Source organism: Chryseobacterium sp. UYP7 (genome assembly GCF_056279225.1).
Genome location: NZ_JBWBQW010000005.1, coordinates 141438 through 157651, shown reverse-complemented (window position 1 = coordinate 157651; position 16214 = coordinate 141438). Strand labels below are relative to the sequence as shown.

General features: G+C 35.4%; 16 protein-coding genes. 6 read left to right on the top strand and 10 right to left on the bottom strand.

Annotated elements, in window-relative coordinates; translation table 11 throughout:
* Positions 1 to 113: 113 nt before the first annotated feature.
* From ACZ9HT_RS11665 to ACZ9HT_RS11650, 4 genes are all read left to right on the top strand, one after another.
* Entirely contained in the window at positions 114 to 1250 is a 1137-nt protein-coding gene (locus ACZ9HT_RS11665) for a serine hydrolase domain-containing protein (protein WP_476040666.1), read from the top strand.
* 181 nt (positions 1251 to 1431) lie between these two features.
* Entirely contained in the window at positions 1432 to 2259 is an 828-nt protein-coding gene (locus ACZ9HT_RS11660; protein ID WP_476040805.1) for an endonuclease/exonuclease/phosphatase family protein, read from the top strand.
* Between the two features lie 41 nt (positions 2260 to 2300).
* Positions 2301 to 2822, top strand: a complete 522-nt coding sequence (locus ACZ9HT_RS11655) for a DUF421 domain-containing protein (protein WP_476040665.1) — start codon at positions 2301 to 2303, stop codon at positions 2820 to 2822.
* Positions 2823 to 3138: 316 nt separating this feature from the next.
* Complete coding sequence (locus ACZ9HT_RS11650) at positions 3139 to 3540, top strand: hypothetical protein (RefSeq protein WP_476040664.1); 402 nt, start codon at positions 3139 to 3141, stop codon at positions 3538 to 3540.
* A 127-nt stretch (positions 3541 to 3667) separates the two neighbouring features.
* On the opposite strand, the gene ACZ9HT_RS11645 is transcribed toward ACZ9HT_RS11650, so the two are convergent.
* The 5 genes from ACZ9HT_RS11645 to ACZ9HT_RS11625 all read right to left on the bottom strand — a co-directional run bounded on the left by ACZ9HT_RS11645 (position 3668) and on the right by ACZ9HT_RS11625 (position 9519).
* Positions 3668 to 4642, bottom strand: a complete 975-nt coding sequence (locus tag ACZ9HT_RS11645) for a hypothetical protein (protein ID WP_476040663.1) — start codon at positions 4640 to 4642, stop codon at positions 3668 to 3670.
* A 378-nt stretch (positions 4643 to 5020) separates the two neighbouring features.
* Positions 5021 to 6646, bottom strand: a complete 1626-nt coding sequence (locus tag ACZ9HT_RS11640; RefSeq protein WP_476040662.1) for a DUF4139 domain-containing protein — start codon at positions 6644 to 6646, stop codon at positions 5021 to 5023.
* Positions 6647 to 6782: 136 nt separating this feature from the next.
* Complete coding sequence (locus ACZ9HT_RS11635) at positions 6783 to 7475, bottom strand: hypothetical protein (protein WP_476040661.1); 693 nt, start codon at positions 7473 to 7475, stop codon at positions 6783 to 6785.
* Between the two features lie 186 nt (positions 7476 to 7661).
* On the bottom strand, positions 7662 to 9026 hold the full coding sequence (locus ACZ9HT_RS11630; RefSeq protein ID WP_476040660.1) for a M64 family metallopeptidase: 1365 nt from the start codon (positions 9024 to 9026) through the stop codon (positions 7662 to 7664).
* 4 nt (positions 9027 to 9030) lie between these two features.
* Positions 9031 to 9519, bottom strand: coding sequence for a hypothetical protein (locus tag ACZ9HT_RS11625; protein ID WP_476040659.1), 489 nt, complete (start codon positions 9517 to 9519; stop codon positions 9031 to 9033).
* Positions 9520 to 9615: 96 nt separating this feature from the next.
* On the opposite strand from ACZ9HT_RS11625, the gene ruvC reads away from it, so the two are divergent.
* Together ruvC and ACZ9HT_RS11615 are read left to right on the top strand one after the other, a co-directional pair.
* A complete protein-coding gene (gene ruvC, locus ACZ9HT_RS11620; RefSeq protein WP_476040658.1) occupies positions 9616 to 10170 on the top strand; it encodes a crossover junction endodeoxyribonuclease RuvC in 555 nt (184 codons plus the stop codon).
* Positions 10171 to 10313: 143 nt separating this feature from the next.
* Positions 10314 to 11387, top strand: coding sequence for a DUF4407 domain-containing protein (locus ACZ9HT_RS11615; RefSeq protein ID WP_476040657.1), 1074 nt, complete (start codon positions 10314 to 10316; stop codon positions 11385 to 11387).
* On the opposite strand, the gene ACZ9HT_RS11610 is transcribed toward ACZ9HT_RS11615, so the two are convergent.
* The 5 genes from ACZ9HT_RS11610 to ACZ9HT_RS11590 form a co-directional block, all read right to left on the bottom strand.
* Positions 11384 to 12784 carry a T9SS type A sorting domain-containing protein gene (locus ACZ9HT_RS11610; RefSeq protein ID WP_476040656.1) on the bottom strand — a complete coding sequence of 467 codons (1401 nt, stop codon included), beginning with the start codon at positions 12782 to 12784 and terminating at the stop codon, positions 11384 to 11386. The genes ACZ9HT_RS11615 and ACZ9HT_RS11610 overlap by 4 nt on opposite strands.
* 177 nt (positions 12785 to 12961) lie before the next feature.
* On the bottom strand, positions 12962 to 13537 hold the full coding sequence (locus tag ACZ9HT_RS11605) for an SCO family protein (RefSeq protein WP_476040655.1): 576 nt from the start codon (positions 13535 to 13537) through the stop codon (positions 12962 to 12964).
* Position 13538: 1 nt separating this feature from the next.
* Positions 13539 to 14381: a formylglycine-generating enzyme family protein gene (locus ACZ9HT_RS11600; protein WP_476040654.1), complete on the bottom strand. Its 843-nt coding sequence runs from the start codon at positions 14379 to 14381 to the stop codon at positions 13539 to 13541.
* A gap of 35 nt (positions 14382 to 14416) precedes the next feature.
* The gene (gene nirK, locus ACZ9HT_RS11595) at positions 14417 to 15451 is read right to left on the bottom strand and encodes a copper-containing nitrite reductase (RefSeq protein ID WP_476040653.1); all 1035 of its coding nucleotides are present in this window, start codon (positions 15449 to 15451) and stop codon (positions 14417 to 14419) included.
* A gap of 194 nt (positions 15452 to 15645) precedes the next feature.
* Positions 15646 to 16095: a DUF6759 domain-containing protein gene (locus ACZ9HT_RS11590; RefSeq protein ID WP_476040652.1), complete on the bottom strand. Its 450-nt coding sequence runs from the start codon at positions 16093 to 16095 to the stop codon at positions 15646 to 15648.
* Positions 16096 to 16214: the final 119 nt, after the last annotated feature.

Genomic DNA, 16214 nt, shown 5'->3' with positions numbered 1-16214 from the left:
TTGAGAGATTTTTTTTGTTCAGAAACCAAAAGCTAATTGAGATCGTAAAAATTTCTCGTGATAGGAGAGTCATTTATTTTTCATTCTTTATATTTGAAAAAAGACAATCTTTTATGAATTTTAAAGCTACTTCATTTTTAATTATTTTGATCCTTTTATTTTCCTGTAAATCAGAAACAGAAAACATTGCACAGAAAGAAGTTTCCAGAGCGGCAATCATCGACAGTACGATTACTCAGTTTCAAAAGAAATTATTAGCCAGTCAAATCGATTCGGTTTTTTCAAACTATCAATTTAACGGTTCTGTAGCTGTTTTAGAAAATGAAAATGTTTTATACAGAAAAGATCAGGGTTTCGAAAATTTTAAGAATAAAACACCGCTCGACAGCAATTCAGTTTTTGCGATCGCATCAATCAGTAAACAATTTACCGCCACTTTAATATTGTTGCAGGAAGAGCAGGGAAAACTATCTACAGAAGATGAAGTTTCAAAATATCTTCCGGATTTTCAAACAAAAGCTTTCGAAAACATCAAGATCAAAGAATTACTAAATCATACCTCTGGAATCAGCGATTTCGGAAACGGTTTACTTTCACAACCCGGAAAAGAGTTTCATTATTCCAATAAAGGATTTCGACTATTAGGAAAAATTATCGCAAAGGTTTCTGGAAAATCTTATGATGAAAATGCGAAAGAATTATTTGAAAAGGTCGGAATGAAAAATTCGTCTACCGCTAATTTATTTCAGGGGAATCATCTTGCGGGAGCTTTTATTGGAAACTCCAGAAATCCTCAGGAAATCCCAAATATGCCAAAACGACTTGCCAATTCAGAAATCTCCGTTCCGGCCGGAGGGATTTTATCAACGGTCGCAGATCTGCATTTGTGGAACACAAAATTATATGGCGGCCAAATTTTGAAGCCTGAATCCTTGAAAAAATTTATGGCGAAATCTTCCGACAGAAATCATCAGGTCTTAGGAAAAATGGGTTACGGTTTTGGAATAATGATGAGTAAAAATGCGCCGCTTTCTTATTTCCATTCCGGTTATGTAAAAGGCGCACCGTCACTTTTAATTTATTATCCGGAAACGAAAACCTCAGTGATTATTTTATCCAATATCGCCGATGAAGCGAAAGGTAAGAATGCTGTTTTTAATCCTCATAAAGAAATAAAACAGATCACAGATGCGGTTCAGACCGCGGTTATTGCTTTACAGAAAGACTTAAAATTAAAGCAAATTTTGTAGTAACTTTAATCATATGAAATTTGTAAAGAAAATTTTTTGGTGCATTCTATTCTTCGTTTCGGCGACTTTAATTCTCTGCTCCTTCCTTTCGCTCTTTAGAAACTCGAGTATCCGATATTTTAAAATGCTGGATTTCCCCAGAATTCAGTTTTTTATTGGGTCGTTGATTTGCTTAATTCTCGTGCTTTTGCTCGTTAAGACTTGGAAAACATTTAAGATCGCTCTTGTCTCAGGACTTATTATTGGATCAGGTATTAATGCCTTCTTTTTGAAAAATTATACTGGTTTTGTTGATGTTGAAGTGCCTTCTGCGGAGATTGTAACAAATTCAGATAATCGTTTCAGTTTACTGTTGGCAAATGTGAAAATGACTAACAGAAATTCTGCAGATTTAATCAAGTTGATTAGCGATAAAAATCCTGATTTAATTTTAGGAATGGAGATCGACCTTTGGTGGAATCAACAATTAAAGTATCTGGAAAAAGAATATCCTTATTATCAGCGTTCCATTAACGACGAAACCTATGGAATGATTTTATACAGTAAATTTCCTCTGGAAAATATAAAAGTCGATTATTTGAACAACAAGAATGTTCCTTCTTTTGAGTGTTTGGTGATCCTTAAAAATGGTAAAAGCATAAATCTGCATTGTTTACATCCGGTGCCACCCAAAAGTTTTGAACACCTACCGGACAATGTTGGTCAAAAAGAGGTCGCTATGAAGATATTAGGCCGGGAAATTCAGAATGAAAAAAATCCCATTGTAGTTGCCGGAGATCTTAATGATGTCGTTTGGGCAGAAATTGATGCCCTAACCGGAACTAAAAATATATTATATGATACTCGGGTCGGTCGCGGGTTTTTTAACACTTTTGACGCAGAAAATCCTTTTATGCGGTGGCCTTTGGATCATGTTTTTGTGAGCAGGCAATTTCGACTCAACAAGCTGGAGAGAATGCCGAAAATCGGGTCGGATCATTTTCCGCTTTTTGTAGAATTAAGTCTATAATTTGCGTGTTTTAAAATTAGTTAATGTTATAAAAATTCAGCATGAATAAAATATTTTTTGATACTTGGGAAGGCCTTGTTAGTGTTGCAGTAACCACTGTTCTTGCCTATGTTATTTTTGTTATTATGCTTCGGGTTTCGGGCAAGCGAACCTTAGCAAAAATGAATGCTTTTGATTTTGTTGTTACGATTGCTCTGGGCTCGATACTGGCATCTGTCATTTTAAACAAATCCGTGCCTTTAGTCGAGGGAATACTGGCTGCAGGTTTATTAATAGGATTGCAATTTTGTATTACCTATATTTCTGTTCGAAGCAAAAAATTTAAACAGAAAATCAGCAGTACTCCGACCTTGTTATATTACAAAGGCGAAATGTTTTACGATGCTCTAAAAAAAGAGCGGGTTGGGATTGGAGAAATTAATAAATCCGTAAGAGAAGCCGGCCATGCAGATTTTGAAAAAATTAATGCGATTATTTTAGAAGCTACAGGCGACATCACCATTATAAGCGATGAAATAAAAAAGGATCACAAGGCGATGGATGATGTAGAAATGATTAAGTAAACCTTCGCGTTCAAATGATTACTTTAAATTGTAGCCAAGTTCGACTCGTAAGTTATCGCGGTTTACCAATTCACAATCACTGCCCGCGAGAGTATTTTATCAACGGTCGCAGATCTGGATTTGTGGAACACAAAATTCTATAGTGGACAAATTCTAAAACCTGAATCCTTAGAAAAAAAAGTCTGTAGAAATTTTCCCACAGAAATCATCAAAAATTAGTCTCATCAGAATTATTTGCAAAATTTCTCAGTCATTACAATTAATTTTTTATCTTTAAGTTTCAAAGGAACTTTATAAAATTTAAAACTTCAAAACAATGAAAAAACTATTTTTTGCTTCTATATTCAGCTTTGTTTTTGGCATGACAAGTGCACAAACTTTTTACAAATGCTTTGATTCCGATGCTGGGAGCAAGATGAAGATTACTGTAAAATATGTAAATGAAACAGCAGTTTCAGTTAAATATAAAGGCCAAAAACAGGCTATTCCTCTAAATTTCGTGAAGCAAATAATTAATAAAGACGATTCCGATTCCGGATTAACTTCTCTTTACAATGAAAAGTACAATGGAAAGATCACCGGAAAATATTTGATCACCCATTCTGGAAATTACGATTATGTTGAATATCAGAGAAAAGATGGCAAAGTTTTTAATTTTACACTGAATCAAAATTTGAGTCTTATTAATAATTCTTACAGAAAAACGCCTTGTTATTAATTGATGTTTTAATCTTATTTTTCGTAAACTGAAATTGTGAGAAAGCAACAATAACGAAAAACTGATCCGATACTACAGCAATATCGGATTTTTTAGTACTTAAAAATTAAAATAATTGTTTGACCGACTAATTCGCATATAGATCTTTTAGATCAAGAACTTTTCCTCCTTTCGAAATTTGACATTCCGGCTGTCGATCTTTAAATAATTTAAAAGTGATTGTTATTGGATCATTTCCTTCTGCCTTACCAAGAGTTTTAAAAGCCTGTAAAATCTCATTCGGATCAGAAGTAAACTGGGTGCTGTGTTTTTTTGAATCTCGCCAGTCGAGGTAAAAGGTTTTGGGGATATTGCGCTTTTTAACATTCTTCAGATCTTCAAAATCATACTTACTTTCTAAGTCGTACGAATAGGTGTAAGCGTTTTCTAAGATGCTTTCATCCTCCAAAACGGTTGCAAATCCCCACAAATATTGATTTTGAAGCAAATCTGAATAATCATTAATGCTTTTAATGCTTTCAAACCGGTTGTATTTTTTTCCTAAACTTGTTTCATACACCAACTCATTTAAAATTCCGGTAGTTTTTTCTGCCTGAAATTTTGCGATCACTTTTGAAGGAATATTTTTCTGTAATATTTTTAAAAGAATAATTCCTTTTGGCTGAACCTCGACAACAAATTTTGGTCTGGTATTTTTATTTTTTATCGTTTTTTTAATAGTGAAAGAAGGAAGTTTTGTATTGACTTTATAAAATTGACGCTCGTCAACAGAGAAATATTTCAAGTGTAAAAAGTCTGGTAAAAGTTCAGTCTGACTTCTGAAATAAACAGAATCTTCACTAATGGATGAACTTATTAATTTTGAATCTGAATGGATCTTTAATGTAGAATGATTAAAACTGTTCCGAAATTCCCCTTCAATGATTTGAATTGTATTGGTCTTTAATGCCGTTGAATTTCCCGCAGAACTTCTTATTTCTGCGCCGAAATATAGTTTGTCAAACTCTTTATTGGTGATCCAGGAATAGGCAAACATTGCAAGAATGAAAAGCAAAACTAGAATTAAAAATAAGTTAAGATAATCTAAAAATGTTTTCTTCATAAAAGGTTAAGCTTTAGCAAAATTTATTTATCCGAGAATTAAACGTGCGGCAAAAAACAGTAGTGCAGCGCTTATAAGAAGAAAATTAGAAAAAAATTTAAATGATTTTTTGTACGGATTATCTTTCAGAAACAAGTTCAAAATTACGGCTAAGACAGGGATTCCAAAAAGTGCGATAGATATTGATAATCCCTGATTATCGGACGATCGAAAATTTATGTATTCAGCGTAATTAAAAAATAAAACTTCGATTAAAATGAGGAGTAAAACCGTAATAAAAGGATTGTTTTTGATCATAAATATTGTTTAGTCCGGTTCCGAATTCTCCTTTAATCAGTTATTTAAACGTTACAAAAAGGAATTTACATTTAAATTTCCCTACAAGTTACTGATGATCAAATCTTTTGGATACCTTACTTTATAACTCACACGAAATTTTTTTGTTTCAGAAGGCGCAACTTTAGTTTTCCAGATCAAAATACCAGTTTCCTCGTTCTTTTTTGCACCACTGCTTTCTAAAAGTTCCACCTTGATCGCCTCGTTCGTGCTCAGCGGAATACCATCTTTTACTTCAATATCGATGCTTTCTTTTTTATTATTGCGGATGATCAGATCGTAAGTCACTGTTTTTTCCCGAAAAGAGGAGAGAAATTTCTCTCCTGATTTATCTTTCACAGGTTCTTTTTTAACACTGATCCTGCGGTCGTTTCCAAGCGTAATATCGAGTTCGTTTTCCGTTTGATTAGGATCGATGGTCGTTTCTCCGATGTACATATTTTCGAAAATAATATTTGCGGGCGCGGTGATTAATCCATACTTGCTGAAATCTTTAATTTTTGCGAGGAGAAATGCTTCGCCCGAATAAGCTGGTGCAGCGAAATATTCATACACTGCCGGAATATTCTGCTGGAATAAACTAACAATGTGATCTTCATCATTAGAGAGAACGTCATAAGGAATATCTACATCATAACTCACATTGAGCTGATTGGAGTTAATGCTGAATCCGACGGAAGCCGATTCCATTAGTTCTTTTGTAATTTGGTTGGAGCTCGCTTCTGCCTGAGGTTTTCTTTCTAGCTTAATTCCGCTTGCCATAGTAACCTCATCTAAATTTTTGTCACTTTGACTATATAAAAACCAGGGCTGAACAACGGGCGCCGTGTTATTTCGGGAAGAAAAACCGTTGATCAGCGTCAGTTTTACTGCTTTCCAGTCCAAACCGGTATTCTGTTTAATTGCAGCTTTTAAAGTGAGTTCCAGTGGTTCAGATATTTTATTTCCTTTGATCTCGTAGAGTGGACTCCAGCTTACATTACCAGCCAGATAATTAAGGTCCATTTTCACGGTTCCTACTGATTTGCTCATTACTTTTAGAACAAGAACTCCGCTTGCAAATTCTTCTGCCTCTTTTTCCTCATTCGTTTTTAAGCTGCTTTTTAAACGCACCAATTTCTTTTGAAGAGAAGCAATGTTCTTTTTTATCGCTACAATTTTATTGCTGATCTCAATGCGTTTGTTCGTGTACCAATCGGTGAGCTGCGTGAGTTGCGCAACGGTAGAAAAATTGCTTCCAACTAAAATAGTTTGATTTTTATCCAGAAGTTCGATGGCTTTATTATTGGCTTCAAGTTCTATATTTGCTTTCACGAGTACATTTTCCACTGTGTTGATGCTGTCATTTACTTTTTTTAAAGCGGGATTGGTCGTGTCAATTTTAAAATCTGCTGAGTAATCATCCGTAAACTGAGAAGATAGAATAGTGACGTTCTTATTATTGATTCCGATCTGCAGAGACTTCTCATCGATCTCTTCTGAAATATTTCCAATAACGATTTCGCTCATTCCTGCCGGAACTGAAACGGTCGCGGTATTTTGCAGTTCAGCAGATTGTCTGTAAACATTTACGGCTATTACTTTTGCTTTGGTATAAATCGGTTTTTGCGCAGAAAATAATTGAAATGCGAACAGTAAAATGAAGGTGATTAATAAGTTGTTTTTCATGATTTTAGTTTATAGAAGCTTCTTTAACTTTCTTACAGGTGAAGAGGATAAAAATGAACTGTTTAAAAATAAAGGAAAATTTAAAAATAAAATGAGGATTTTTAGAATTGTTGTAAAAAAGATGTTGAAGATGAAACTACTTTTGATTATTGAATATAAAAGCCAAAATGATTAAAACGAGATCAGTTCCCCATACGATCCAGACCGGTTTCATTGTCGGTTCTAAGGTGTCATTAACTGCCTGTTTTATTTTTTGAGAGATTACGTGCGATAAACTGAGGTTAGGATCTGAAAAATTAATATCATCCATATTGATTTTTTTTAGTCCGAAAGAAATCGATTTACGACTGATCCAAGACATGGATTTATCTTCTTTGCTTTCCTGAATTAATTTAGTGCTTAAAGATTTCCATTCTGCGTCCTCAAATAATTTTGGATATTTATCGAACACTTTTTTTAAAAGTCCCTGTAATTTGGTTTCGACAAAATCGGAAAGTTTGTTTTGGTAAATATTATAAAGGAAAGTGCTGATCGCATATTTATTGGCCAGAAAAAGAAACAGTGGAATAGATACGAAAGCAAAAACAACGAGAAGGGTCGGAAATAAATCCGTAGTTAAATAATAAAAGATGACCATAAAGAAAACTAAAAAAGCTGCCGGTCCGCCAACATGACCACCAAAACCGCCACTTTCCGGATTGTCCGCCAAAAGATAAAAGCCGATTGCAAGATTCAAAAACAAAAATAAGCCACCAATAAGGTTGACTTTTATCCAGGCCCAAATAGATTTCCCGGAAATTTTTGCGATCGTTTTCAGGTGCTCGTTCATACGAAATATTTAATTGTTTATTATTTGGAAAAACTTTCGGGAGTTATTCTGCGTTGAAGATATTGATTTTTATAATTTTAATCAACTTTCTGTATCGAAAATAGCAACAAATTTAAAGATCACTTCTTAAAACGCAAAAAAATCCGGAATTCCATAGAATCCCGGATTGTATCAATTAAAAGAAATTTACTCTTTAATAATTTTCTGAGAAAGAATTAAAGCGTTGTTTTCAAAAACTTTAATGATATAAGTTTGTGGTAAAAGACCTTCAATATTTACTGAAACTTCCCCCGAACCTGACTGTTCTACTTGAGGCGTTCTTAAACTTCTTCCGGAAGCATCCAAAATTTGTACAGAAATATTTTTCAGTTTGCTTTTAGAATCTTTGATAAAGATCTGGGATTTTGCCGGATTGGGATAAATCGTAAATGATCTGGACGAACCATTTATGTCTACTGCAGAAAGTGTTTTATTCACCGTCCAAACTACAGTGGAAACGTGAAGCGTTGCATGATTGTCAACTTTCAACAAATTGTTATTATCAACCACAGAAAACTGTACAGTGTTCACTCCATTTGTAAAATCAGCAGCCGGAACCGTTACAGAACTTGTCGTATTGCTCAATGGATTTCCGTTTAAGGTCCAGGTATTTTCTAAAGTATTTGGAATGGGTAAAATTTCAGTAACCGCAAAAGTAATTGGACCCGAAAGATTGATACCGGCGGCGTTGCTTGGTGTAAATGAATCGATCGGATTTTGTAATGTGTGTACTCTTTCGATCAGCTGTTGTTTACAAACCGAACAGAACTCACGGTTCAAATAACGCATTTCGCAATTTTGATGCGGACGAAACCAGGTTGGACTTTCCTCGTAAGGAAATATTCCGGTCGAATTGATACCTACCCAATTTTTCCATCTGTTCGTTGCCGGATTATTGTCTTTCGTTTTATTTGGCGATTCTCCGGTACCGGAAAACCAATATTCATCTGCCAGTTTTCCGAAAGAATGGCCCAGTTCATGAACCACGATCTCGTTAGCTTGAGGGTGATTCGAAAGGAACGCGTAGGTTCCGCCACAACCGCCATATTCCGGGGAGTTTCCTAAAATAAAAGCAATATCGAAATCCGGAACGTTGCTCGCCAAAACATTGGTTACTTTATTGGTAGTATTGGAGTAGAGGCAACGGTGTGTTCCGCCAACATCAAAGGAACTTCCCAAGAAATTATTCGGATTGGTAACCGGAATGATAGGTTCGGTAACATCGACCGCAGTACCGGGATGTTTAACACCAGATTCGGGAGAGATCACTTTGATCGCATAAACATTGAAGTAATTTTTATACTGAGCGTAAGGTGCTTTATTGAAAATATAATTCACAAGCGATGTAGCGTTGGTAACAAAATCACCTTGCTGACCGGAAGTAAATCCGTCTCCCATTACGACCATGTTAATTCTCTTGTCTCTGGGGCCGTTCTCCATGATCGGAATAGTTTCGAAAACCTGTGATAAGCACAACTGGCTCATCAATAAAAGAAGTAGAAGTTTTTTCATGTAATTAAAGTTGAATGGTTAATAATTGTTTTTTAGAATTTGGAGTAATTTTCTCCAGTTTTACTGCTGAAATATTTCCTGTTTGATTGAATCTCACGCTGAATTCAGCTTTTGGTAAGATCATTTTTTCTCGGTTTAAACCTTCTTCAGAATAGGTTTCCATCATTGGATTTAAAGGATCTTCGATGATTCTTTCAGAAACGGCTTTTCCGTCTTTCCCCAAAAAAGTGACTGCGATATTTCCGGCGGTATTTTCTTTGTTATCGATAGATCCTTCTTTCATTATTCCCGCCGTGATTTTCTTATCGGTGAGTTTGATGATCTCGTTTCCATCGGTTGCTTTTTCGATTTCAAAGAAAAGAAAGACAATGCTTTGTTCTGTCTTGGTTGCAGCTGCAACTGAGGCTGGTTCTACAGAAACTGATTTCTGAGATTCACATCCGAAATTTAAAAGTAAAGCGATAAAAGCCGTTGTGCCGATAAATAATCTCATAATCAATACGTTGAGGTTTAGTGATCAAATTTAATACTTTTTAACAAAAAAGGTCACATTGTTCTTTCATTTATTTTAAAGACTTATTTTTGCAGGGTGCAAAACGAAAAAATTATTTTAGGAATTGATCCTGGAACTGCGGTGATGGGTTTCGGACTGATCTCGGTGAAAGGAAACAAAATGGAAATGCTCTCCATGCACGAACTTATTCTGAAAAAACATCCGAATCACGAGACCAAACTGAAACATATTTTCGATAAAACCCTGGCGTTGATCGATGAATACCATCCAGACGAAGTCGCACTAGAAGCACCTTTCTTCGGGAAAAATGTACAGTCGATGCTGAAATTAGGTCGCGCACAGGGAGTTGCAATGGCCGCCTCGCTGCACCGCGATATTCCGATCACCGAATATTCTCCGAAGAAAATAAAGATGGCGATCACCGGAAACGGAAATGCAAGTAAAGAACAGGTTGCCGGCATGCTGAAAAACCTGCTGAATCTAAAAGAATTTCCCACAAAATATCTGGATGCAACGGATGGTTTAGCTGTTGCGGTTTGTCATCATTTCAACTCCGGAACTATTTCATCAGACAAATCTTACTCCGGTTGGGACAGTTTTCTAAAACAAAATCCGGATCGTTTAAAATAGGCTAACTCTTTCCTTTTCAGATTATTCATTTGTAAAAATACTTTACAAAAACTACACAAAGTATTTACTTGGCTAAACCTAATACTATCTGTAACATTGTTGCGTTTTCTAAGACCAATATTGTAGTTATAAAATTTAAAGAAATGAATCCACAAAAAATAAATCCGATCAGTCCAACGAATCATTCGATGAACTGGTTTCAAAAATTCCTCATGGTTTGTTCCGGCGGAAATATTCATATTTTAAGAAAAACACCAAGCGAGTGGAACAAGTTTTCCGGGATTGGTGGCATCGTATTATTTACGGCTGTTTTCGCGACACTTTCTGCTGGCTATGCCATGTTCACCGTATTCGATGACATTTGGATCTCTGTTGGATTTGCGGTTTTATGGGGTTTGATGATTTTTAATCTGGACCGGTATATTGTTTCTTCTATTAAGAAAACCGGCACTTGGTGGAACCAGATCTTAATGGCGATTCCGCGTTTAATTTTAGCGGCTTTTCTTGGGATCATCATTTCAAAACCTCTGGAACTGAAAATTTTCGAAAAGGAAGTCAATAAACAGTTGAATACGATCATCCAAAGAAATAAGACACAGCTTCAGGCTGAAATGAACGGCAGAATCTTGCAACAGTCCGGACCTTTTGATACAGAGAAAAAACAAATTCAAACCAAAATTGCAGATTATCAGAAATCTTACGATTCAGCTTCGGTGGAACTGGAAAAAGAAATTTTGGGCAAACAAAGTGGATTAACCAGTGGAAAAGTTGGTTACGGCACCAATGCAAAAAGAAAAGCAGAACTAAAAGAACAGCGCAAACAGGATCTGGAAAATTATCAGAAACAAATCGCGCCCCGAATGGAATATCTGGATAAAGAAGTTTCAAAAGTCTATACCAACATTGAAACGGAAAGAACCAAAACCGAAACTTTCGAAGATAAATTCAACGGTTTTGCGGCGAGACTGCAAGCTTTAGATGAGCTGGGAAATAATACCGCAGTGATCGGAGTTGCAGCAGCATTTATTATGGGACTTTTTATCTCGCTGGAAATTGCGCCCGTTTTGGTGAAACTAATTTCCTCGGTCGGACCTTATGATTATCTATTAGAAAAGACAGAAAACGATTTTCGTCTTTATTCCAAAGAAAAAATTGAAAAAGGAAATGCTTTAACCGATTTCAGGATCGATGATTTTAAAGACAATCTTGGAAATTAATTTTTCATCATTTTAGCTTTCTGAATTCCTTTTTCTGTTTCTAATTTTAAAATGTATATTCCTTTTGGTAAATCTGAAACGGACAATTCAGAACTGTTTAAGTTTAATTTTTTTATCAATTTTCCACTGGAATCAATAATGGAAATTGTTTTTACTTTTTCTTTAAAGAAAATTCTTTCAGTTACAGGATTTGGTGCGAATAAATTTTTTGACGAAACAAGACTTTCTTGTTCTCCAGTAGAAAGTAAGCTGCAATCGGTCACTACCAAATAATTTGGATTGTTAAATAATGAGACTTCAGATTCGTCGCAACATATATTTTTAAGTTCTGGACAGTTTAAGAAATCTTCTCCAAAATTTTGTTTTTTACCATTTTTTACAAAAATCGAAGTTAGCGCTGAACAGTTGAAAACGTTCAACATTTCCAGATTGATGTTTTTGGTAACGTCTATTTTTTGAATACTGTTATTATTAGAGATCATTATCGTCTTCAGTGCGGCAAGGTTGGAAACGTTAACGTTCTTTAATACCGAAGTTCCACTTAGGAACAAGAAATTTAAGTTCGTATTTTTAGATAAATCGATGGAGGTTAAACCGGTGCCGTAAACTGTTAACGTTTTTAAATCAATATTATCAGATAAATCTAAAGAGCTCGCTGGTAAATTTTCTAAGGTTAGGGAATTAAGGAATTGAATGCCGATTAGATTTAAATTAGTTAAAGAATTACTTTTAATCGATAAAGTATTAATATTTGGCGCGTTCGTAATTGCTAAATTAATCAAAGAATTTGAGCGAAGATCGGCATCTGTAAGGGAAATGCAGCCGTTCAAATTCAGATTAAGGAGCGAATCTGCATTTACATATAATTTCTTTAGTTTAGAATTGAGCGATAAATTTAAATCGGTAAAAGTACCGAAGCAAGAAAAATCCAGAAGATTAATGTTCTTAGTAACATCGATCGCCTGAAGATTGTTGGCCGCTAAATCCAATTTTTCTAAAAGGATGTTATTGCTCACATTTACAGTTTTCAAAACATAATTTGCAGATGCTTTAAGCGTTATCAGCTTTGTATTTTCGGATAGATCAAGATTGGTTAAAGAATTTGCGCCGCAATCTAAAAAAGTAAGATTGATAAATTTTTCAATCCCAACTAAGGACTTTATTCCCGAATAAGAAACGCTGAGATAACTTAAATTTTCTGCCTCATTGATCTGAATTTCTCCATCATTATTGAGGTCGATTTTCGTGTAATTTCCATTTAGATCTTTCGCATTTTGACTTAAAATGGTTGTAGAAACAAGACGATCTTTAAAATCGGCATCAGGAATATTAATGATTTGGGAAGTCGCTAAAGAAGAAAAAGTACATAGAAAAAAGAGGATAAATTTATATTTCATAAGATGTTTTAAAATTTTGTCAGCTGTAAAAATATAGTTTTTATTTAATGTTTTATTATCTTATTTGTAGGCAAGAAAAAATTTAAGATTCAATCAAAGTTTTGTAGTTATATAATTTTGAAAAAAAACACCTGCAAAATTTCTTAAGCAGGCATTAATGGCTGTTTTAGTGTTATTTTAATTCAGACCATTTACTGTTTTCGCGATCGCATCGGAATTTACGGTTCCTTCTTCCTGACTTACCATTTCGCCATTTTTATTAAAGATGGAAATGATGTTGGAGTGAGAAAAAATGATCGGCGTTATTTTTTTGTATTTCACCGCCAAAACATTCGCAAATTCTCGCGTTGACTCGATATCTGTTCGCAGAAAAATCCACGGCGCACCGTACATTCCTCTTTTCTGAGCGTATTCTTTTAATACTTCCGACGTGTCATTTTCCGGATCGATCGTGATCAAAACCATTGAGGTGTTTTTGAGTTGCTCTTTACCGATCTTAGCTTCTACTTTTTTCATATCTGCTACCAAAAGCGGACAAGCCGTTTGACAACTCGTAAAAATCATTACGACAACCAAATTTTTTCCTTTCAGCTCTTTTAACTGAAGTTCTTTGCCATCTTGGTTTTGCCATTTGGAATCCAGTAAAAAAATGGAATCTGCGGTTTTCTCTTTAATCTCTTCTTTCTTTTGGCCATTTTCTTTACAGGCAAAAATGAACGTTAGAGAAAATAGTAGTATGATGAAATTTTTCATTTTATTTTTTTTGAAGGTCTTTTGCACATCTGAACCCTAAGTTCTCTACCGTATAATTAGCTTTTAAACTGGATCTGAAAGCATATCTCATAAAAGAGGCATAATTTAGAACGTCAGCTGCGCTTGTTGCGGCAGAAGCACAGAAAAGTCCTTTGTCATCGAATTCGCCGGCGCGCGAATCTGCGGTCGTCATGATCGAGTTAAAATCATCGGTCCATTCCCAAACCAGATCGAACATATTGTAAACGCCGTAATAGTTAGGTTTTGAAATTTGAACTTTCTTTTTTTCTCTCAGTTTTTCATTGTACAGATTGATGAGGTGTGCGGAATATTCGGGTTTATTTCTTGCGTTAGCACTTTCTTCATCGGCCATCGCGACATATTCCCATTCATCTAAAGTTGGTAATCTTTTTCCCGCACTTTTGGCAAATGCTTTCGCGGCGAACCAGGAAACAAAAGTAACCGGAGCGTCGGGATCAGCATTTTTCGGAAGGGTGTCATCATCTTGCCAATCTTTTAAATAAGTATCATCTGCAAAAATTGATTTAATATTGCTGCGTTTCCATTTCGGATTTTTCTTTACGAAATCTAAAAATTCTGCGTTCGTTACAGGTCTTTCATCCAGAAGAAAATCCTGAACTTCAACCAGAGAACTGTCGCCGTAAAAGGGTAAATATTTACCACCTTTAATGGAAATCATTTTCACATCTGGATTGATCTGGATCTCTTTTGCTGAAAGTGTTAAAGGATCTTTCTCTTTTGTTTCTGTCACCTTTTTAGAACAGGACAGAAAAATAAAAAAGAAACTGCCGATGTACAGAAATATTTTAAAAATTTTTGACATTGCAGTTTCTTTTTTGATGTTATATAAGTTCTCGATTATTGTACTTTGTTGTAAATTTTCGGATTTTTCTCTCCGGTCACTTTTAATTTACCAATTGCTCCTTTATTGAATGCCCGGAAAATAGAGTGGTCAACGATCACATATTCTCCCGGTTCTTCTACTTTAAATTCTACCATTGCTGCTCCACCTGCTGGAATTAAAGTAGTTTGAACATTTTCATTGAATTTTGTTCCGCCTTCTGGATAAACTTTATCAAAAATTTCTCCGATGACGTGGAATGAGGATGCTAAATTTGGACCGGCGTTTCCTACGAAAAGACGTACGGTTTCGCCCACTTTTGCCTGAAGCATTTTCTCGCCCATCAACGCATTTTTCTTACCGTTGAAAACTACATAAGTTGGTCTTTCGTCAACACCTTTGTCCTGATCAAATTCCTGAAGACCTTTTTCGTCGGTTTTTCCTTTTGTGTAGAATTCACCCTGCATGATGTAATACTCGCGGTCAACTTTCGCTAAACCACCTGCGGGTTCTACTAAGATCAAACCGTACATTCCGTTGGCAATGTGCAATGGAACCGGAGCTGCAGCACAGTGATAAACAAAAAGTCCTGGATTTAAAGCTTTAAAATTAAAGATCGCTTCTTTCCCCGGTGCAACGTTTGTTGCTTCTGCACCTCCACCTGGACCGTTTACGGCGTGAAGATCGATATTGTGTGGCATTACGCTGTTACTCGCATTTTTTAAGTGCAGTTCAACTTCGTCGCCGACTCTGATTCGGATAAATGATCCTGGAACCGTACTGTTAAACGTCCAGAATTTATAAGTAACACCGTCTGCAAGTTCACCTTCTTCTTCGGTGGCTTCTAAATGCACGATTACTTTTTTAGCTGCTCTGTCACCAATTGCGGCAGGAACGGTTGGTGGATTCACGGGTTTTTGATTCTCTGTTTCTCCGCTCACTTTAATTTCCATTGCGTTCTCTGATTTTGCAGAGGAACTGTCATTAGCATTCTGTTTACACGCCTGAAGGGTTAAAAGGGCTAATGCAAAGGTTGTAAGAATTTGTTTCATTTGATTGAATATTTAACTGTTTTTTAATAGGACAAATTTATCCGAATTAAAGTTGTTTTGAAAGTTTTTGGGTATGAGTTTTATCAGAGTCGAAAAACAATGTTGAGGAGCAACGTATTAATTTTTTTCAAGGTACGCTATTTCAAATAACTTCAGGTTTAGTGCGGGTTTCAACTAAATCGCTGACTTAGTGATCAATTGATAGAAAGTTTAAGAATGAGCGGTTCTGTGAGGTTTTTTTGAGAGTAGTATTTCGCACCACAAAGATTCGATTTCAAAGTATAATTTCCTTTTTGAATTACAAACTGATTTTTCGTGTGCGCCGGAACCGGAAGATTATAGATTTGACTGTTCGAGATCCCTACAATCCTTACGATGATATTACATCGTGTTGTATTTTCAATTACCGCTGCAGTATGTGTTTCCGCAGGATCCGGTTCGTTCAGCAAATAGGTGAGAACCTCGGCATTTACGTGCTTTTTATTGATCCTGTCTTTTTCAATTAAAGTCGTAAACTCGCTGTTTTCATTACCAGAATTATTAGAAGTTGTAGAAGTATTCGGTCTGTAAACCGGAGTATTCGTGGGCAATATGTCACATTTTACGAAGAGCATTAAAATGAGAAGCAGAACTAAGTTTTTCATTGAATCAGAATAAGACGTAAATATAATAAATATAAAAAAGCCGAAGGTTTTAAGTCGGCAATATTTCTTTTCAGATTTCGTATTTCATTTAAAGTGACTAATTCCTGAAAGTGTATTTT

Bases quoted from the DNA above. Each gene is read 5' to 3' on its own strand.
- ACZ9HT_RS11600 (WP_476040654.1), bottom strand. From the start codon at position 14,381: ATGTCAAAAATTTTTAAAATATTTCTGTACATCGGCAGTTTCTTTTTT.
- ACZ9HT_RS11650 (WP_476040664.1), top strand. From the start codon at position 3,139: ATGAAAAAACTATTTTTTGCTTCTATATTCAGCTTTGTTTTTGGCATG.
- ACZ9HT_RS11605 (WP_476040655.1), bottom strand. From the start codon at position 13,537: ATGAAAAATTTCATCATACTACTATTTTCTCTAACGTTCATTTTTGCC.
- ACZ9HT_RS11655 (WP_476040665.1), top strand. From the start codon at position 2,301: ATGAATAAAATATTTTTTGATACTTGGGAAGGCCTTGTTAGTGTTGCA.
- ACZ9HT_RS11635 (WP_476040661.1), bottom strand. From the start codon at position 7,475: ATGAACGAGCACCTGAAAACGATCGCAAAAATTTCCGGGAAATCTATT.
- ACZ9HT_RS11630 (WP_476040660.1), bottom strand. From the start codon at position 9,026: ATGAAAAAACTTCTACTTCTTTTATTGATGAGCCAGTTGTGCTTATCA.
- ACZ9HT_RS11625 (WP_476040659.1), bottom strand. From the start codon at position 9,519: ATGAGATTATTTATCGGCACAACGGCTTTTATCGCTTTACTTTTAAAT.
- ACZ9HT_RS11610 (WP_476040656.1), bottom strand. From the start codon at position 12,784: ATGAAATATAAATTTATCCTCTTTTTTCTATGTACTTTTTCTTCTTTA.
- ACZ9HT_RS11640 (WP_476040662.1), bottom strand. From the start codon at position 6,646: ATGAAAAACAACTTATTAATCACCTTCATTTTACTGTTCGCATTTCAA.
- nirK (WP_476040653.1), bottom strand. From the start codon at position 15,451: ATGAAACAAATTCTTACAACCTTTGCATTAGCCCTTTTAACCCTTCAG.
- ACZ9HT_RS11645 (WP_476040663.1), bottom strand. From the start codon at position 4,642: ATGAAGAAAACATTTTTAGATTATCTTAACTTATTTTTAATTCTAGTT.
- ACZ9HT_RS11665 (WP_476040666.1), top strand. From the start codon at position 114: ATGAATTTTAAAGCTACTTCATTTTTAATTATTTTGATCCTTTTATTT.
- ACZ9HT_RS11615 (WP_476040657.1), top strand. From the start codon at position 10,314: ATGAATCCACAAAAAATAAATCCGATCAGTCCAACGAATCATTCGATG.
- ACZ9HT_RS11590 (WP_476040652.1), bottom strand. From the start codon at position 16,095: ATGAAAAACTTAGTTCTGCTTCTCATTTTAATGCTCTTCGTAAAATGT.